The organism is Parapedobacter sp. GCM10030251, from assembly GCF_042666505.1.
Taxonomy (GTDB): domain Bacteria; phylum Bacteroidota; class Bacteroidia; order Sphingobacteriales; family Sphingobacteriaceae; genus Parapedobacter.
Window position 1 is genome coordinate 150,414 of sequence record NZ_JBHTDN010000005.1, and the last position, 18,846, is coordinate 169,259.

Sequence of the window (18,846 nt, forward strand, 5' to 3'; positions counted from 1 at the left end):
TACACCTTCACCGACGCTAAGGGACTTCTGGAAGAGATCGACACCAACGCCGATGCCATCGCATACAGCAACGCAAACAGCGGCCTGACGGCAACCGAGGTCCAGGCAGCAATCGACGAACTGGCCGGTGGACAGGGCAACATCGACCTGGTGGACAACGGGGACGGGCACGTCACGCTGGTCAAGCCCGACGGCACAACAGCCAAGGTGGCCAAGTCGGACGTGACCCCCAACGGTGACGGCACCTACACCTTCACCAACAACGACGGCGGCGATGTCACCATCGACGCGAACACCCTCACCATCACCGAGGCCGGCGGGGTATACACCTTCACCGACGCTAAGGGACTTCTGGAAGAGATCGACACCAACGCCGATGCCATCGCATACAGCAACGCAAACAGCGGCCTGACGGCAACCGAGGTCCAGGCAGCAATCGACGAACTGGCCGGAAATATCAACTCGGCAGACGCTTCAAACGGATTACATATTGAAACGGTAGACCCCGCTACAGAAGGACACGTAAAACTAGGCGGTCCACTTACTGAAGAAACAACCATCGAAACTGACGCGACAAATACGTTGGCCATCACCGGCCTACAACCGGGAAACCTTGACCAAGATAACCTCTTGATGGCCGACGCAAACGGCGTACTAAAAACAGTCTCAACCAACAAATTTGTCCGCTTCTTTTATATGCCGTCCGTAGTATTTGATACCTCAAACCCCGATCCTACAGGGCCCATGCGTACCAAAAATCTCTACCAAGAGTATGTCAACCAATTTACCGGAACAGGCACTCCCGGTTTGGTAGGAAGTACCGGTGCCCCCGAGACCATACCGTATCTGCCGCAAGCCGAAGACCTCTATTACTACATCACCTATTACGACGATGATGTATTTGCCGACCTGAGCATCGATGAAAACGGAGTGCTTAGCTATCGTGTTATTGGCCCCGGCACCCCCACATCTTTCATGAATATCGTGTTCGTAATTAAGGAGTAAGTGGAAATGAAGGGATTGAAAAAGCTGGTCATACACCGTCGATTGGGTGATTTTAATGCCATTCTCCGCGTGGCCTTGCTGGTCGTGGCAAGTACCACGTACTTCCAAACCAGCAAAGCCCAGTTTACCATCATTGACGACCTCAGGGGAAATAACTATCCCGATATCGTGGTGGGTGGACCCGGAGCTACACAAGGCAAAGCTTATTTTACTTCCGGCATCGATGACCCGGTAGGTAGCGGGTGGCTCAGGCTGACGCGAGATCAAAACAATCAGCGCGGCTTTGCATACATCGACCGTTCTTTCCCTTCGGGCATGGGCGTATTGATTGATTTTGAATACAAAATGTGGCGAAGTCACAGCGATGGCACCTACAACGGGGCCGATGGATTGAGTGTATTTCTTTTTGATGCCACAGCAGATTTTCGTTTGGGCGGGTATGGAGGGTCCTTGGGCTATGCGCCAAACACGGCAGGGGGTGTTCCGGAGGGATTGGCAGGCGGCTATGTGGGCGTCGGGCTTGATGCCTATGGTAACTTTTCAAATCCTACCGAAGGTCGTATTGGCGGTTCAGGAAGAAGGGCAAATTCCATCGTTCTCCGCGGGCCGACTACTGATGGGTCTACCCCAACCAATGAGTATCTTGCCGGTATACAACTGAGTAATAATGCGGCTGCCAACGAATTAGATTACAACACCCTCACAAGCCAACGTCCCTCAAGCGATATTTTTTATCGCCGGGTACAAATTACGATCATGTACAACCCGAATACAGGGTTTTATGACATTACGGTTTGGTGGACCAAAACTCCGGGTGGCACCTTTACCGAGTTGATCACCTATGAAACCACCGATCCGCCTCCACCCACGATGAAGGTAGGCTTCGCCGCTTCGACCGGCAGCGGGTTTAACTATCATGAAATCCGTAATATCCTGGTGACCACATTGGGAAATTTGCGCACGGTTAAATTGGCGGATAAAGATTTCCTGATTCCTACCAATGCGGGTGGGGCCGGATCAAACGAAAATGAAATTTCATACACCATTGAAGTGGTCAATGATACCGACGCGGCTATCGACAACATTGCGTTAAGAGATACCATTAAAGATGCCTACGGCAATACGCTTTCGGAAACTACGTTTGACATCACAGGCATCACCGTGCTGGACACCGACGTATTGACAGAGACGTCTCCCATTCAGGAAACCGTACCCAATGTGCTCAGCGGAACCGTCAAAATTGCTGCTAAAAAAACTGGACGGATCCGGGTGACAGGAACACTGCACCAAACGCCGCCCGGCAATCATGTCGTCAATACCGTCGTGTTAGAGCCGCCTGTAGGAACCGACAACATCGACGAAGACCCGCTAAATAACATCTCTTCTGTACGGACACCTGTATATGCGGATGGAATAGACCTTATTTTAGGTGACGTAATCCCGGATAGTAAATGCATCAATTACGTCGATGGCAATTTATTTACGGTACAGGTTTCCAATCTGGGAACAGATGATGTCAATGTGGGGCAGGAAGAGAATTTTATTTCCGTTAGCATCAGCCATCCGCTGGGTTTTACATTGACACCCGTTGATTATTCAGGCTGGGAAGTCGTAAATAGCAATGCCTCAACCCACGAGTTTTTACTGAACAACCCCTCGGAGCCAACCTTAAGACGGGGCTTTACCCATCCTGATGCCATCCAATTCCGCTTGACCCCACAGCCCACCAGCGTACCCACACTGTCGGCCTATAAGGTAATTGCGGAAGTAACCCAGGCAGATGAAGATAGCGGCAATACCGGGAATAACATAAGTGAAGCAACGGTACGCAACTGCGCCACCCTGTCCAACCCGATGATTTATCAACGCGTAAAATGGTAATAGCGCCAACAACCCTGTCTTTTAAGAAAACCCTATCTCAGGTGATGTGGTTTTTTCTGGTATGGTCGGCAGCTTTGCCAATCTCTAACGCCCAAACGGGTGCCGGGAGCACCACTGCCGATAACTCAACCGTCGTTATCGCTCCCGAAACAGTGGAACTCCGCTTCGCCGAAACCAGCTACTTCGGTCCAAATACGTATTGGGAAATCAATGGCACACTCGAGATCTGGAGCCGCAACATCTGGATTGCGCCAACTGCCAGGTTTACGGGGACGGGCAAGATCATCATCCATGACCCGGGCACCAATCCGTTCTATGAAGATGCACCCCCTGGCCCTACGCAAATTGATGGCAACAATGGTCGGCCTATTGGTGTAGCCATTGAATTGCGCAACCCCAACAACCTCGTATTGGCGGATATCGTCAATCCAGGGTACGACATTGCCCTTCCAGCCGATAAGCCGCAGGCAGCAGCCCTGCATGTCAACGGGGCGTTTGCGTTTGCTGTCGACAGCGGAGACCTCATACTCAACGGCCATGATTTATATATCGGCACAGCAGGTAGCTTACTCGGCTACAGTCGGCACCGAATGGTAGTCACCGGCAATAGCATAGCAGGCCATATAGCGAAGGCTTACTCAGCTACGCTTCCCTTCACCTTTCCGGTGGGTATAGCCGAGGGCGACTATACGCCGGCCACCTTGTCGCCAGCCAGCGTTACTACACTATATGTGGGTGTTCAAGATTACGATGCGTCAGATACGCTCATCACCGAGCGTCAGGCTGAAGCGGGTATGGATCGCATGTGGCATATCTATGCCGACGAACCCGTTTATGCCGCCTATACCCTGCAGCACAATAGCATCACCAACGGCAGCGCTTATGTAGACGAGCGAGCACAGCTCGTCCAATATGCCGGCAGTGGCAATTGGGTGGGTGGCAATACGCAACGAATTGCTCAAGGCGTGCATGCGCGAGACTGGGTAGCGGCCGTCTCGGCTTCCGCAGACGATAGCTGGCTGACCAAATTGATTTCCGGCAGTCGGGGGCCGCTGGCGACCGACGATGAAGGCCAGGGGCCATCTGGCCGGAAGCTTACCGTCGTAGTACTTGAAAACGATTTGCCGGGCAATAGCTCGATTCTTGTGGGGCGAGTCCGTGTAGTGGTGCATCCTAAAAACGGCACCGTATTCGTCAACAACGACGGTAGCATTACATACCAGTCACGCACCGGATTTGTTGGCGATGATACCTTTGTGTATGAAATCACAGACGAAAACGGATCGAAAGATTTCGCCACGGTACGGATGAATGTTCTGTTGGCTGAACTGCTCATCCCCAATGCCGTTACGCCTAATAGCGACGGCAAAAATGACTTGTTTGTCATCCAGGGGCTTGAAAATTATGAGAATGCCGACCTGACGATTTTCAATCGCTGGGGCAATGAAGTGTATCGCAGCCGCAGCTATCAGCAAAATTGGGATGGTGCAGGCGTAAGCGATGGCACGTATTATTATCGACTGGTGTTGAAAAAGGACGGCTTGGAGACCATCCATAAAGGGTGGGTGCTGGTAAAGCGCCAATAATTATCGAATCATCATGAGAAGAATATTCGAAAGCTTGGTACTATTGATCTGCCTACACATTGTGAGCGGTGTACGCGCTCAGCAAAACGTTCAATTTACGCAATATGTATTCAATTCCATGAGCGTAAATCCAGCCTATGCCGGATATAAGGAGGAATTATTTGCCCAGCTTGGACTCCGAAGTCAGTGGGTGGATCTGGAAGGCGCACCCCAAACAGGGCTGCTATCCTTGGATGGCCTCCTTGATCTGTATGGCCGAAGACTCCACGGTGGTGGCGTACAGATCATGGCCGATCAACTGGGCCCGCAAACCGCCACTTCTGCTTACCTTAACTATGCATACCGCCTTCGCCTCGACCGGGAGGATACCCAACGGATTAGTTTCGGAGTAGGTGCAGGGGTGACGCAGTACAGCCTGGACGGCACCAAGATCGTCGTGCTGGACGACGGCGATCAAGCGCTTCCCACCGGGAAAATCAGCAACTTCGTTCCGGATATCCGATTTGGCATTTATTACCATAACGCGAAGTGGTACGCCGGGGTCTCAATCATGGATCTCCTTTCCGGTAGCAGCAGTGATAACCTTTTCCGGTGGGATCAAACTACCGTGGATCGGATCAGACGTCGACGGCACCTGTATATTATTGGGGGTATGTTGGTCGACCTCAGCGAATCCGTAAAATTACGGCCCAGCGTCCTATATAAGGACGATTTTTCAGGCCCCCCGAGTCTGGATATAAATGCAATGGCCATTTTCAGCGACCGATTGTGGTTGGGCGGCGGCATCCGCACAGGGGCGTCCGCGTTCCGCCGGGACTACCAACGGTTTACGGGAACCCGCCTCACGGGTATGAATTCCGTCTCGATCGTCATGCAAGTCTTCGTCTCTGAACGTCTTCGTATCGGCTATTCTTATGACTACATGCTGAGCCGCTTGAATGGCTTGCAGAACGGATCGCACGAGGTGACACTGGGGGTCACCTTGGGCAGACCGCTGGACCGCGTTAAGTGTTATTTTTAACGATCGCCTATATTTTCCGGAAAACTACGGTGGCATTATGTCCACCGAAGCCAAAGGCATTGCTCATCGCTACATCGACTTTATGGGGCAACGCCTCGTTTGTCACGATCTGGATGCCCGGCGGGACGTTCTCGTCAAGCGAAACCATGTTGATGGTAGGGGGAATTACCTGTTCGTTAATCGCCTTTATTGCAATAATCGCTTCGATAGCACCCGCAGCACCCAATAAATGCCCAGTCATCGATTTAGTCGCACTGATGCGCAGGTTCTCGGTATTACCCAACGCTGCTTTCACCGCTTTCAGTTCGCTGATATCGCCGATAGGAGTGGAGGTCGCATGCGGATTCAGGTAATCCACATCGGCAGGGGATACTCCTGCTTCTTTCAGGGCCAATTCCATGGCTTTGGACGCCCCGATTCCTTCTGGATGCGGTGCCGTCATATGATAAGCATCGGCTGTCATAGCTGCACCCACCAATTCGGCATAAATATGTGCGCCGCGTTGTTTTGCATGTTCATATTCCTCCAAAATTAAGGCCCCCGCACCTTCGCCCATCACAAAGCCATCCCGATCACGGTCATATGGCCGGCTTGCATGCTGGGGATCCGCATTCCGCGCCGACATAGCCTTCATCGCGGAGAAACCGCCGATAGACGCCGGCGTAATCGGCGCTTCGGAACCGCCGGTGACAAATACTTTCGCTTTGCCCAACTTGATGTAATTGAATGCGTCCATTAAAGCTGTGTTCGAGGTGGCACACGCCGAGACGGCCGTATAGTTGATGCCTTGCAATCCAAACTTCATAGAAATCATTCCGGACGCTAAATTGACGATCAGCCGGGGAACGAAAAACGGGCTGAAACGAGGTGTATATCCGTCGTTAACATATTGGGTCACCTCCTGTTCGAACGTCTCCATGCCGCCCTGGCCTACCCCCCAAATCACGCCGATGTCAAACGGATCCAGGGTAGAAACATCCAACCCGGCATCTTCCAGGGCCTCCGATGCCGAATACAATGCATATTGCGTAAAGAGGTCGCTCCGTTTTATTTCATTCCGGTTCAGGTAGTGCTCTGGCGAAAAGCCTTTTACTTCGCAAGCAATCTGCGTGCGGAATTGGCTTGCATCAAACCGTGTGATGGACCCTGCTCCGCTTACACCGTTCACAACGTTTTGCCAAAACGTTTTTACATCGTTGCCTAATGGCGTAACGGCTCCCATGCCGGTAATGACCACTCTTGTCATAATATCAATTTTTCCGGCAAAAATAGCAAATTAAACCGGTTGGCTACCCCGCTTTCTCCTTTCGGTACATCCAGAAAAACAATTGGGGCAATACAGTAAACGAAAGCACCATGCAAACCTGCAGTCCACCCACGATCATAATGGCTAATGGTTTTTGGATTTCAGACCCCATGCCGGTAGAAAGCGCCGCAGGCAGCAAGCCCATGGATCCCATCAGAGCAATCATTACGACGGGGCGGATACGGCTGTGCACACCCTGACGAATCGCCGCCGCCAGAGGCAATTTTCTGCGGAACACGTTCTCCTTCATCACCGCGATCAGAATAATTGCATTGATGGTGTTGACGCCAAACAGGATGATAAAACCGATTCCCGCGGAGATGCCAAACACCGTGCCCGTTGCCCACAGCGAGCCAAAACCTCCGATGAATGCAAAGGGAATGGTTCCAACGGCTATCAGGGTGTCTTTATAGTTCCCGAAGTTAAAATACAAGAGGAAGAGAATCAATACAAGCACCAGGGGTACCACCAAGGCCAATTGGCGTGACGCACGTTCCTTGCTTTCAAATTCGCCCGCCCATTCGATTTTGTTCGCTTTGGGAATATTCACCGCTGCTGCTACCTTGCGCTGAGCATCGGCAATGGTGCTACCTAAATCCCGCCCCTCGATACCGAAACCCACGCCGATATAGCGGCTGCTTCCTTCTCGGTAAATGAAAGTTGGTCCCGTATGAAAACCGATCGTAGCGATTTCGCGAAGCGGCACAGACTTACCATCCATGGTAGGAATCAGGATGTTACCAATCTTTTCTTCGTCGTCACGGTATTCTGCCTGAAAACGTAGACGTACATCGAACAGGCGCTCATTTTCATAAAACTGCGTGGCGGCCTGTCCACCGATGGCCATGGCCACCACGGCCTGTACATCGGCAGTATTTACCGCGTATCGAGCCATCTTGCTGTCATGCAGTTGGATACGCAACTCGGGCAGCCCGATGTTTTTATAAACCTTCAGATCGGTGATACCCGGAACCGTTGCCAACACCTTCTCCACCTGACCGGCGTAGTCCTCCAGCTGATTCAGGTCATCGCCAAAAATCTTGACAACCAGCGAACTTTTAACCCCAGCTACGTATTCTTCGACATTGTCTTGGATGGGTTGGCTGAATCCAAAGTTTATTCCGGGATACGTTTCCAATTCCGCCCGCATTTCGCTGAGTAATTGTTCTTTGCTGACCGCCCGCTTCCACTCCGCTTCGGGGAATAGCTGGATATGGAACTCGATGTTGAAAAAGCCCGTGGGGTCGGTCCCGTCATTCGGCCGGCCGGTCTGGCTCATCACAAATTTCACTTCGTCAAAAGTTCTTAATTTCTGTCGCATTTCATTGGCAAGCCGTACGGACTCGTCCAAGTTGACGCTGTTGGGTAAGGTCGCACGTACATAAATCGCCCCCTCATTCAAGCTCGGAATAAATTCGGAGCCATAAAACCAAAAACGTATCCCACAGCCACCAGCAATAACGCAAATCCGATCAATACCAGACGTCTGCGGCGCTGGCTCCATTCAAACAGAAACGAAGCTGCCCGATGAAATCCATTGGAAATGATGTTCTCTTTTTCGCGGATATTCCGCCGGAGCAGAACCTTGCACATCGCGGGCACATACGTAAGGCTCAGGATGAGTGAGCCCAGCAGTGCATACCCCAAGGTAAACGCCAACGGGGAAAACATCTTGCCTTCCACTTTCTGAAAGGAGAAGATAGGCAGCAAGGCAACGATCAGAATGAGCTGCGCAAAAAACACATAGGTGGCCACGCTGGCTACGCTTTTCTTGATGAGCCCCAGCTTGATGGACCGGTTAAATCGTTCCATCCCCACTAGCTCCGCTCGTTTACGCATGCCTACAAACACACTTTCGACAATCACCAGCGTCCCCTCCAGCAACAATCCGAAGTCGAGCGCTCCCATGGAAATCAGGTTGGCCGGTAGCCCTTGGATACGCAGCATCGTGATCGCAAAAAGAAAGGCCAGCGGAATGACCGATGCCACGATGACCGTCGTGCGCCAATCAAACAGAAAAATGAACACAATAACCGACACGAGCACGATGCCTTCCATCAGGTTTTTACTTACGGTATGTACGGTCGAATCCACCAGCTCTGTACGGTCGATAAACGGCTCGATTTTGACATTTACGGGCAGGATGCGGTCATTGAGCTCAGTGATCTTGTCTTTCAGCCGCGCGATCACATCCCCCGGATTTTCCCCGCGTAGCATGATGACAATACCTTCCACAAGATCGTCGTCATCCTGCAACCCGACCTTGCCCAGACGTGGCTTGGCCGATACATTCACCTGGGCTACGTGCTTCACCAATATGGGGGTGCCTCCTTTAACCGTGATCAGGATATTTTCGATATCTTCGATTTTATCCAACAACCCAATGCCCCGTACCACGTAGGCCTGGTCTCCCCGTTGGATAACATCACCGCCCACATTGATATTGCTCCGGCTCACCGCCTCGTACACATCCAATGGCGATAGGTCGTAATTAACCAGCTCCGTTGGATTGATTTTAATCTCGTATATTTTTTCCTCGCCACCGAAACTCACTACGTCGGCCACGCCCGGTACGGCTACCAGTTCCCGCTCAATGACCCAATCCTGAATGGCGGTCACCTCCTTGATGGGCAGATCGCTCTTTACCACATACCGAAAAATTTCGCCTGTGGCGCCAGAAGGGGGCTCAATGTCCGCGGTCGCTCCGTCCGGGAGATTGACGCCCTGCAATCGATTGGAAGCATATTGCTGCGCGTAAAAATCGTCCACACCATCTTCGAAAATAATCGTGACGACCGACAATCCGAATAGCGAGATGGACCGTACTTCCGCCTTGCGGGGAATGGTGTTGACTTCTTTTGAAATCGGCAGCGTAACGAACTTCTCCACCTCTTCCGCGCTGCGGCCCGGCCATTGCGTAATGATACGCGCCCGGGTGTTGGTGACATCCGGATAGGCTTCAATGGGTGTGTGCACCAGGCAATAGATGCCCACACCCAGTAACAATGCCGTGAAGAAAAAGACGATGAATGTATTCTTAAGTGAAAAGGAAACCAGCCCCTGTACCAACTTCTTCATCCGTTATCCTTTTATTTTCTCGTAAATAAGCAAATGATTCTCGGTAATCACGCACTCGCCGGCTTTCAATCCCTCGCCTACGAAACACCAGCGATTGTCGCGGGCCACCAGGGAAATGCGGCGCAATTGGAGGTCGCAAGCTCCGCCGTATACTACCGCGAAATACTGATTATCGTCAAAAATGACCGCGTCAGTAGGTAGCGCAATCGCCGTTTCTCCGGTTCGGCGGGCCACGGCTATATCTGCCGACATACCCGGTTTCAACTTCAAGCCCTCATTGGGAATGACAATACGGGCCTTAAGTACCCGCTCATCACTGTCAAACACCTGCGGCAAAGCCGAAATACGCCCATGGAAAATTTCGCCGGGATAGGCAAGCGTCCGGATCTCCACATCCATGCCCTGCTGCACGAATTGCATATCGGTCGCGTATACGTTGGCCATCACCCATACATCGTCCAGGCCTGAAACAGTAAATAGGTTGTCTCCGTCGTTGATTGGCATGCCGGTATTAATGTTTTTCTCGACGATGTATCCGGAAGCGGGCGAGCGGATTTCAAAAACCCCTTGTGCTGGATTGGGGTGGAAAAGCGCCAGATTGGCGTCGAGGTTTGCCAGGTCGGCTTCCAGCTTCTCCAATTCATAAGTCGCTTCCACGAGATCCCGGTCGGATGCAATTTGATCGGTATACAATCCCTTTGCAGACTCCAGCTTCCGCTCAGCGAGTTTCCGCTGCGATTCAAGGCTCTTTTTCTCGGCTAGCAGCGTATGCAGTTCGGGACTTTTGAGGGTAGCGAGTACCTGTCCCTGCTTCACAAAGTCGCCAAGGGAAAAATGGGTCTGCATAACCAAGCCTTCCACCCAGCTTACAAATCGCACCACCTTATCCGGGTTGTACGATACTTCGCCCGTCAGCGTAATGTGCTGGGTGACGTACCGTTCGCTCAGCGTGTCCAACACCAGTTGGCTGCGCAGGTTTTCGCTCAGGCAGAACTCCTGTGGCTTCTCTTCAACGTATTGCTCGCGCGGTACACAAGCCGCCGCAAGCATCAATGTTAGGCAACTATATCGTCTTATCATGGGTTTATTTTTTAATTAAGGAAGTTGGCTCCCCACATGATACCGAAGGGTCTCGTATTGCTCACGCAGCGTTTTTTCGATATCCAGCAGGTTGTCTTTTGTTTGTAGGTATGCGTCTAGAAAGTCGAGATATTCCAGCAGACTGATGTGCCGTTGCGCGAAATTACGGTGGTAGCCTTCGAGAAGCGCTTCCATATCCGCTTCATACTGTGGCCCCACGAGGTTTCGGCGAGCTACAGTGGCCTGCAAGTCTTTCCATGCCCGGACGGCTTCGCCCACCACTTGGTTTTCAGCGTTGGTTGCCAACAACCGACTTTGCTCAAGGGCCAACTGGGCCGCTTTGATTGCGCCTTGATTGCGGTGGAACAAGGGAAGGTCGACGGCAATACCCAACCCCACGAAATCTCGCATGATGTTGCCTCCGCGGTCATACCCCGCGCTAAGTTTTACGTCAGGTACTCGCTGCGCCCGTTCAAAACGCAACTGCTGATCGGCTCGGGTAACGCCCAACCGCAAGGCCGCCAGCTCGGTGTTATAGGCATACGTCCACTCCTGTATGGTGGCTGCATTCAGTGCTTCAAGGGTGTCGAAGGGGATCTCCCGGAAACCGGTTGCGATCAGCACGCGGTCATCCGCGGAGGGTAGCCCCATGAGTACTTTCAGTGCTTGCTGGGCCTCGCCGTTTTGCCTGCGATAATCGTCGATGGTTTTCATGAGTTCAAGTTCGGAAGCACGCAATCGCATGTATTCGCTCCGGCTGATGTTTCCTTGCGCTACCTGACGCTGATACCCCGTTAACAACTGCTGCAGTCGCTCCAATGCCTGACGATAAGCCGCCATTCCCTGCTGGGTGCGGTTTAGCTCAGCAAGTTGCGTGCGGAACTCAACCTGCAGACTCCGAAGCAGATCTTCAAACGAACGCTCAGCCAGGGCGATACCGGTTTCTTCAATTGCCACGAGCTTCTTGCGTTTGCCTGCCGTCTGGATAAGCTGCTCGACATCCACCGCTACCTGTGCATGATTGCCCCAGTTCCCGAAAAGTCGGCCCAACGCTTCTGCACCCTGATTGGACCACAGGTTAACCTCGCCGATGGATACTGTGGGATTGGGCCACAATTTGGACTGAATCACCTCTGCCTTAGCTACCTCAATGTCCAGCTTAGCGGCAAGCAGCCGGAGGTTACGTTGCAGGAAAACCACTTCCGCCTCCGGAGGCGTAACCACCAACGTGTCGGCGATGGGCTGTGCACGGATGCCTACTGTTATGCAGCAGAGTGCAATGATTACCAGATATCCCGATCGTTTCTTCATACCGGGCGCTCCGTTGCAGTTGAGTCTTTATCCGGTTGCGGCTCTTCTTCCTGCCCGCGCTTAAACTCACGTACGCCGCGGCCGAGGCCACGCATCAATTCCGGTATCTTCTTTCCTCCGAATAACAATAGGCAGGCCAGCACGATCAACAGCATTTCCTGTCCGCCGATACCCATAATGCCCAGCAAAACTGATTTTCCGTAAACCATAGTTCGTAGTTTGTATCGCCGCAAAAGTAACGGCCCAACATTAGAACGGGCTTAGAACGGGATTAAAGTTGGCTAAAGTTGAACGTGGCAAGGGTGCCTTGTTCATTGGAGGTTAGCGAAAAGCCAACACCATTTTGTTTGCAGATAAGCACGGCCAAGGAAAGACCGATACCACTTCCCTTCGTATCGCCTACATTGCTCCCCCGGTAAAAGGGCTGGTGTACAAACTGCAATTCTGCCGGAGGTATACCGGAGCCCTGATCCTTGACCGTGAGTTGCAGCACTCCTTCCGATTCGGCAAGAGCGATAGCTACCGGCTTTCCTTGCGCATATTTCACGGCGTTGTCGATTACGTTGTAAACCGCCATGTGCAGCTGATTGCGATACCCACTCACAACCAGACGACCTGCGTCGGCCACGGAGACGTCCAGACCTATCAGTGGTTTCGCCTGGGGCCACCGTTCAAAAACCCGGTCCATCACGTCCCATAGCAACTCATCTGCGCGGAAGGTTGCGTTGCCCTGCGGGTTTGTGCGAAGGCCAGCCAGTATCATCAGGTTATTGAGAATATGCTCCAGTTGTGATACCTCGGCCAATACCGTCTCGCTTACTTTCCGGTACTCAGCAGGCGAACGGTCCCGTTGCGCAAACACTTCAAGGTTGCCCGTGATGGACGCAAGCGGCGTCTTGAACTCGTGCGATACGTAATTAATGAAGTTTTTTTGGATAACAAAGTTCTCGGAAAGCCGCAGCAGCAACCCATTGAAGGTACTGATCAGTTCCCGCAGCTCGTCTTTGGTGCGTGGCAGGGTCAGCGCGCGCTCCAGATTATGGGCTTGAAGTTGATTCACTTGGTGGATCACGGATGAAATTGGCCGATAAGCAAGCCGTGATAGCACATGACTCAGCAAAAAAATAAGTAATAGGCCAATGCCGAGCGCAATGCCCATCATGAGCAGCAATTGATTGCGCTGTTCGGTAAAAAAGGAATGGTCGGCCGCCACCACCACCACAAAATCCCCTTGGTTGTCGGGATAGTGCAGGCCGTAATAATAATATCCCGCGGTCTTGAATCGCACCCGCCCCTCTTCCCGGATACGTGTCAGCATCGCAGGGGTTACTGATTCGCGGAACTGCCCATTGCCATAGCGCAGACGGCCCGAACGATCGTATACCTTGACGTCTGTCTGCTGCATCTCTTCTTCAAAATCTGTTCGGATCCGATTGTGCTCACGGATAGAAAGCTCGTCTTCCTCCAGGTAAAACATCGCTGATAACAACCCGGTCTTTTGCAGATCGCTGAAAATGATGCGTTCGGAAGCGACCACAAAGGTATAATAGACAACCAATGCCGCCAGGGCAAATACCACACCAAACGTGAGCGATGAAATAAGCGTAAGCCGGTTACGGATCGTCATGATCGGAAATTCACTGGGGTTCTTTCCATAAGTAACCCGTGCCCTTCACGGTATGGATGAACTTGGTTCCCTTTTTCTCAATTTTGCTTCGGAGATACGAAATGTACACATCCACTACGTTGGTGCTGTTGTCAAAGTTAATGCCCCAAACGGCATTGAGCAACTGCGTCCGCGGCACGACGCGACCCTGGTGTTCAAGCAGGTACAGCAACAATTTGTATTCCTTGGGCGACAACTCGATCTCTTCCCCATGCAGAACCACCAGGTGCTCATCTGTATTTACGATCAGTGGACCACTGTGATGCGATTGACCGCCACCCTGACGGGACAACTTTGCACGACGCACGAGGGCGTTGATACGTGAGAGCAACTCCTTGAAATGAAAGGGCTTTACCAGATAATCATCCGCTCCGCTATCCAAGGCCATAACTTTATCATCCGGGCCGTCCAGCGCACTGAGCACCAGAATGGGAGTCGCATTGTGTCGGTAGCGGATCAGCTTCGTCAGCTGCACCCCGTCTATGCCCGGCAGCATGATGTCCATGAGAATAACATCCCATTCATGATCACTTATCCAGTCCCTCGCCTGCTCGGCGGTAGGTGCCAGCGCCACAGAATGGCCAGCTTCCTCGAGCCCCTTGATTACAAAGTCACTGATGCGGCTATCATCTTCGACGAGCAAGATGTTCATATAGGCCAAAGTTAGCGTTAACGTCCGCTAAATCCAATTTTGGAGGTAGGTATTTATCCCGAGATCACTGATATTGGATATAAATGGGCTTCGGTATCAGGGCATTCACTTCCGTTGCCGTCATCATCCGGTGCGGGGATGGTATCAGGTCATTTTTGTAAAAGAACTTAAATCCGGTGAACTGCACCGGCTCCCGGAAAACGTAGGATTGGTAGGTGTTTCTCTTTAATGCTGGCGCTCCCCATCCGTCCATGTCGATGACCACCTGTACGGCAGGATCCAGCCTGATCTGCTGATAATCTTTGATCATTCCCTGTGTGAACCGGTGAACGACGAGCACTTTGGGTGCCAGCCCTTTGGTACGAACGAGTGTGGCAAGGTGCTCCATAGCAAAATTGATGTCTTTTGCCGTAAAATGTCCGATGCGTTTACCCGGCGGCAGGTCATCTTTCATCGAAAACTCGGGATCAATGCCCAGATGCACATTGGGCATACACAAGAAGGTATCCAATCGGGGCAACTCCGCTTGCAAATCGCTGAATCCCACCTGGATATCCAAAAATACCAATGCATTCCTCTTTTTTGCTATGCTTAATACCGAATCGATTTGACTGAAGGGCATCCGGGAACGGTATTTGCCGTCCCTACCGGCGCTGCTTTGGGCGGTTACCGCGATGTAGTGGAGAGCCGGAATCGCTTCAATGACAGTGTCTGCCGCATTCCAGGCGGCGACCTCTTCGTCTAGCTTTGCCAATAACTCATCCGGAGGAAGCGCGCCAAGTATTCCCATTCTTGCCGAATAGAGATTGCCATAGAAAGCGATAATCCGCTTATAGGGCAAAATCGCGCCTGCAAGCGGAACCGGCTGGTCAATGACCGGCCATCGACCTGAAGTATCGCCAACAGCCAAGTTACGGATCAGCGTATGGTATTCCAGCGAATCGACAGTCGTCAGTCCCTGCTCCCGTGCATTATCTGCAGTTTGCACGATTTCCCCTACCTGCGTCGTATCCGTCACAGGAGGCAATTCCGTTACGGACGCGCGGTTGCGTTCCACCAGCTGGCAGGCGTGGAAACTCCCAAGCAAGCATGTACTGAAAAGTAGCGCTGTAGCGTAGCAAAAAGACCGGTCTTTCATGATCGCAAATAAACGTAAAAAAATCTACACCCTGTAAATTAAGCGCTTGTTCTCTTGGTACTCGAAATCAGCGGCTGGGATTCAGGGTAATCGAATCGACCGTTTTCCCCGATTGATCAACCACGTCGACACGAAGCCGTTGTCCATCGGCCGAGGCTCTCAGCATGTTGTTATTTGAATTAACCAGAATGGGAAACCGGTGTGCACCCGGCTGGGCCTCCCTTTTTATGTGCCGGTGTAGGTGGCCGCTTAACATAACCTGAGCACCCGCGGCATTCAGCAGCGGAACAAATTTTTCGGCAATTTCCTCTTCACCATGCCAGCCGCCGAAGGGTGGCATATGGCAGATGACCACCTTATACGGAGCTTCCTGGTATTCCGGGCGCTCCAATGCTTCTTTCAGCCATTCTGCTTGCTGCGTCCGGTAGGCGTCCATGTTTACTATGCCGCTATATTCAATATCGCTATCCGGCTTATCTTCGCCGCAGTCGAGCACAACAAAACACACGGGCCCTCTTCTGAACAGGTAGTAGAGATGCCCGGAAGTGGTGGGAAAATAATCGGGGAACGCACTCGCAAAATTTCCCCTCGTCTCGTGATTTCCCCGGGCATAATACATGGGTATTTCCGAGGCAAACAATGCCGTGGCCGTATCCATATAATGGGCAAACAGCTGCGCCTCGCTCCGCAAATCATTGGCCATATCTCCGTTGAAAAATACCAAATCTATCTCCGGCCAATCCAGTTGGCCCAGCAGATTCTTCATGACGTCATTTCGGCCATGGATGTCGTTGATAACCGCAAACGACAACTTGGTCTGATCCGGACGGCTCGTCGTAAACGTCAACGGTGCGCGCCGGTATACCTGGGTAGCCGCGACATCGCCATATTTGACATTGGTACCCACATGACTGGTCACTTCCTGGGCATATACCCGGTAACGGTACGTAACACCGGGCTGGAGGCCGCGCAAGGTTACCTTATGCAATTTGGAGACGTCCTTAAATCCATGACTGGAGGCAAAATACTTCGGCCGCTCTTTCTGGTAAAAATGCGTGCTGTCATCCGGAGCTAATTCCACCCAACCAATGGCATCCTTGTCGGTTGTCCAAACGATCGTGACACCCGTTTCATGCAACGCCTGCAGGTACGGGCCATGGGTAATGGAAAATTGGGATTGTGCAACGCACATAGCGACGCTCAGGAAGCCGCATAAAAGGGAAAAAATAGGCTTATTCATTACTTCAAAATTTTAGTAATCCGTAGGTGCGCAAGTTAATCAAATTACACACCTACGGGAAAAATTACCCGGCGTTTATCGCCTAATACCCGGGGTTCTGTATGAGTAAATCGTTCTTGTTCATCTCATCCCGGAGGATGGGTAAGAAATACGCTTTATCCTGCCAAGTATGGGTTTCAAATACTTTGTGCGTAATGGTGGGAACCGTGGCGGTGGTACGATCCGGATTTAACTTATACACGATGTCGGCCACTGTTGTGACATCAAGGGCCTCCGGACCGATTACCCATCGCCGCACGTCATAAAAACGATGATCCTCAAAGGCGAGTTCAATCCGCCGTTCATTGCGGTACCGCGCCCTGAGCGCGTCGCCAGACTCCGTCAGTCCGGGCAGGCCTGCGCGTCTCCTTATCTGGTTGATATACGTTCTCGCCTCCGCATCTTCGCCCAATTCAATGCAGGCTTCTGCATAATTGAGCAATACTTCCGCATAGCGCATAAACCGCCAGGTAACGGTTTGGCTAACATACTGGGCATCGTTGTTCGGGTCTATATACTTGCGAAGATAATAGCCGGTATATGACCCGTTCCAGTCTTCAATGGGGCTTTTGCGGGTATCCACACCGAATTCTTCCACCATGCTGTTGGTTGCAGCGTTCCAGCGTTGCCACCGGCCGGTCTGTATCTTATTCAGCGGGTCCATACCTTTCACGTCATTGGGTCGCTCGCGCCATGGGGCTTCGTTATAAAGGATTGTCGCGTAAAAACGAGGCTCGCGGTTTTTGTATGGTTCGGCGGCATACTCCGGGTTCGTCCAATCGAACTTGGTTCCGTCGGCCATCTCAAAATCGTCCACCAAGTTGCCAATCGGTGCATTCACACCCCATCCATGGTAGCCGTTCGGCGAAGTATACAATCCCATCCGCTGGCCCATGGGCACCGTGAAGAACTTGATGAAAATATCCTCCTCATTGCTTTTCGACATAAACAGATCCACGTAATTCTGTGCTACGGAATCGGCGGGCCCGGGCTCCGCGCGGAAAAGCGAGTACTGATTGAGATCAATGACCGCTTTCGCCGCATCTTTTGCGGCTCGCCATCGTTCGGCCCGGCTGCCATCTGTGTAACCGATCAATTCCGGATTCGAATAGGAGGGAAAAACGTCGGTATTATACAGATCGCTTGCCGCATAAAGTAGCACCCGTGCTTTGAGTGCAAGCGCCGCGCCCTTGGTGGCCCGGCCAAAATTGTCTCCGGTTTGTACATCCGGAAGCAACTCTGCTGCTAGGTTACACTCGTTTACGATAAAATCTACACATTCCGCATAGCTGTTCCTGGCGGCCTTGAATTCGTCGTCCAACCCGTATGCTTCGGTAATGATCGGAACACCACCGTAGGTGCTAGTCAGGAAATGATACAGGTAGGCCCGTAGGAAGTGTACTTCGCCCTTCATCCGGTCTTTTTCAGTTTTTCCATCTACCAACCCGTCTTTAAATGGAACTTCTTCCACCTTGCTGAAGAAAATGTTACAAAACCGGATGGTTTTGTAAAGGTCGATCCATTGGCGCATCCGCGAAAAATTCCACGCGGGTATGTTGTCGGGTGTAATGACACCGTTTTTGAAGTTCAGAGAGGGGGCATTGCCCCGGTAATGCGCTTCATCCACGATATTAGCTTTCATCCGGCCGTCCGTAAGCGGTTCATCGAGCCGGAAATAGATCTGGTTAATAAAAGTTTCGACCAATGCGGGGTCTCCCCATACCGCGGTTTCTGAAAATTCGGTCTGTGGCAATGTCTCCAAAAAATCCTGGTTACAGGACGTCACGCTCAATAGCATAACACCTGCCAATATCGCCATTGTATATTGTCTTAAGTTCATGGT

General features: G+C 51.9%; 15 protein-coding genes. 4 read left to right on the top strand and 11 right to left on the bottom strand.

The features are described 5' to 3' along the window. From ACFQRK_RS15590 to ACFQRK_RS15605, 4 genes are all read left to right on the top strand, one after another. Positions 1-1,005: hypothetical protein (locus ACFQRK_RS15590; protein ID WP_379008340.1), on the top strand; the 1,005-nt coding region annotated here is incomplete at its 5' end. 6 nt (positions 1,006-1,011) lie between these two features. Beyond that, a complete protein-coding gene (locus ACFQRK_RS15595; RefSeq protein ID WP_379008341.1) occupies positions 1,012-2,886 on the top strand; it encodes a hypothetical protein in 1,875 nt (624 codons plus the stop codon). Beyond that, positions 2,880-4,472, top strand: coding sequence for a gliding motility-associated C-terminal domain-containing protein (locus ACFQRK_RS15600; RefSeq protein ID WP_379008344.1), 1,593 nt, complete (start codon positions 2,880-2,882; stop codon positions 4,470-4,472). The genes ACFQRK_RS15595 and ACFQRK_RS15600 overlap by 7 nt, the downstream gene beginning before the upstream one ends. A gap of 13 nt (positions 4,473-4,485) precedes the next feature. After that, the gene (locus ACFQRK_RS15605) at positions 4,486-5,493 is read left to right on the top strand and encodes a type IX secretion system membrane protein PorP/SprF (protein WP_379008347.1); all 1,008 of its coding nucleotides are present in this window, start codon (positions 4,486-4,488) and stop codon (positions 5,491-5,493) included. A gap of 7 nt (positions 5,494-5,500) precedes the next feature. On the opposite strand, the gene fabF is transcribed toward ACFQRK_RS15605, so the two are convergent. The 11 genes from fabF to ACFQRK_RS15660 all read right to left on the bottom strand — a co-directional run bounded on the left by fabF (position 5,501) and on the right by ACFQRK_RS15660 (position 18,843). Beyond that, complete coding sequence (gene fabF, locus ACFQRK_RS15610; protein WP_379008348.1) at positions 5,501-6,739, bottom strand: beta-ketoacyl-ACP synthase II; 1,239 nt, start codon at positions 6,737-6,739, stop codon at positions 5,501-5,503. 43 nt (positions 6,740-6,782) lie between these two features. After that, positions 6,783-8,201, bottom strand: coding sequence for an efflux RND transporter permease subunit (locus tag ACFQRK_RS15615; RefSeq protein WP_379008351.1), 1,419 nt, complete (start codon positions 8,199-8,201; stop codon positions 6,783-6,785). Then, positions 8,198-9,877: an efflux RND transporter permease subunit gene (locus ACFQRK_RS15620; RefSeq protein ID WP_379008353.1), complete on the bottom strand. Its 1,680-nt coding sequence runs from the start codon at positions 9,875-9,877 to the stop codon at positions 8,198-8,200. The genes ACFQRK_RS15615 and ACFQRK_RS15620 overlap by 4 nt, the downstream gene beginning before the upstream one ends. A gap of 3 nt (positions 9,878-9,880) precedes the next feature. Further along, positions 9,881-10,957: an efflux RND transporter periplasmic adaptor subunit gene (locus ACFQRK_RS15625; protein ID WP_379008355.1), complete on the bottom strand. Its 1,077-nt coding sequence runs from the start codon at positions 10,955-10,957 to the stop codon at positions 9,881-9,883. Between the two features lie 15 nt (positions 10,958-10,972). Further along, positions 10,973-12,268 carry a TolC family protein gene (locus ACFQRK_RS15630; protein ID WP_379008358.1) on the bottom strand — a complete coding sequence of 432 codons (1,296 nt, stop codon included), beginning with the start codon at positions 12,266-12,268 and terminating at the stop codon, positions 10,973-10,975. Then, entirely contained in the window at positions 12,265-12,477 is a 213-nt protein-coding gene (gene tatA, locus ACFQRK_RS15635; protein WP_379008361.1) for a twin-arginine translocase TatA/TatE family subunit, read from the bottom strand. Before tatA ends, ACFQRK_RS15630 begins: the two co-directional genes overlap by 4 nt. 62 nt (positions 12,478-12,539) lie before the next feature. Further along, a complete protein-coding gene (locus ACFQRK_RS15640) occupies positions 12,540-13,895 on the bottom strand; it encodes an ATP-binding protein (protein ID WP_379008362.1) in 1,356 nt (451 codons plus the stop codon). Between the two features lie 10 nt (positions 13,896-13,905). Continuing rightward, positions 13,906-14,586, bottom strand: coding sequence for a response regulator transcription factor (locus ACFQRK_RS15645; RefSeq protein ID WP_379008365.1), 681 nt, complete (start codon positions 14,584-14,586; stop codon positions 13,906-13,908). Positions 14,587-14,650: 64 nt separating this feature from the next. Further along, the gene (locus tag ACFQRK_RS15650) at positions 14,651-15,724 is read right to left on the bottom strand and encodes a hypothetical protein (RefSeq protein WP_379008368.1); all 1,074 of its coding nucleotides are present in this window, start codon (positions 15,722-15,724) and stop codon (positions 14,651-14,653) included. Between the two features lie 67 nt (positions 15,725-15,791). After that, positions 15,792-16,964 carry a metallophosphoesterase gene (locus tag ACFQRK_RS15655; protein ID WP_379008371.1) on the bottom strand — a complete coding sequence of 391 codons (1,173 nt, stop codon included), beginning with the start codon at positions 16,962-16,964 and terminating at the stop codon, positions 15,792-15,794. An 82-nt stretch (positions 16,965-17,046) separates the two neighbouring features. Further along, entirely contained in the window at positions 17,047-18,843 is a 1,797-nt protein-coding gene (locus ACFQRK_RS15660; protein ID WP_379008373.1) for a RagB/SusD family nutrient uptake outer membrane protein, read from the bottom strand. Positions 18,844-18,846 lie beyond the last annotated feature (3 nt).

What these genes read in the sequence shown, in the direction of transcription:
- ACFQRK_RS15605 (WP_379008347.1), top strand. Translation starts at nt 4,486, where the DNA reads ATGAGAAGAATATTCGAAAGCTTGGTACTATTGATCTGCCTACACATT.
- ACFQRK_RS15645 (WP_379008365.1), bottom strand. Translation starts at nt 14,586, where the DNA reads ATGAACATCTTGCTCGTCGAAGATGATAGCCGCATCAGTGACTTTGTA.
- tatA (WP_379008361.1), bottom strand. Translation starts at nt 12,477, where the DNA reads ATGGTTTACGGAAAATCAGTTTTGCTGGGCATTATGGGTATCGGCGGA.
- ACFQRK_RS15620 (WP_379008353.1), bottom strand. Translation starts at nt 9,877, where the DNA reads ATGAAGAAGTTGGTACAGGGGCTGGTTTCCTTTTCACTTAAGAATACA.
- ACFQRK_RS15630 (WP_379008358.1), bottom strand. Translation starts at nt 12,268, where the DNA reads ATGAAGAAACGATCGGGATATCTGGTAATCATTGCACTCTGCTGCATA.
- ACFQRK_RS15625 (WP_379008355.1), bottom strand. Translation starts at nt 10,957, where the DNA reads ATGATAAGACGATATAGTTGCCTAACATTGATGCTTGCGGCGGCTTGT.
- ACFQRK_RS15640 (WP_379008362.1), bottom strand. Translation starts at nt 13,895, where the DNA reads ATGACGATCCGTAACCGGCTTACGCTTATTTCATCGCTCACGTTTGGT.
- ACFQRK_RS15650 (WP_379008368.1), bottom strand. Translation starts at nt 15,724, where the DNA reads ATGAAAGACCGGTCTTTTTGCTACGCTACAGCGCTACTTTTCAGTACA.
- ACFQRK_RS15660 (WP_379008373.1), bottom strand. Translation starts at nt 18,843, where the DNA reads ATGAACTTAAGACAATATACAATGGCGATATTGGCAGGTGTTATGCTA.
- ACFQRK_RS15600 (WP_379008344.1), top strand. Translation starts at nt 2,880, where the DNA reads ATGGTAATAGCGCCAACAACCCTGTCTTTTAAGAAAACCCTATCTCAG.
- ACFQRK_RS15655 (WP_379008371.1), bottom strand. Translation starts at nt 16,964, where the DNA reads ATGAATAAGCCTATTTTTTCCCTTTTATGCGGCTTCCTGAGCGTCGCT.
- ACFQRK_RS15595 (WP_379008341.1), top strand. Translation starts at nt 1,012, where the DNA reads ATGAAGGGATTGAAAAAGCTGGTCATACACCGTCGATTGGGTGATTTT.
- fabF (WP_379008348.1), bottom strand. Translation starts at nt 6,739, where the DNA reads ATGACAAGAGTGGTCATTACCGGCATGGGAGCCGTTACGCCATTAGGC.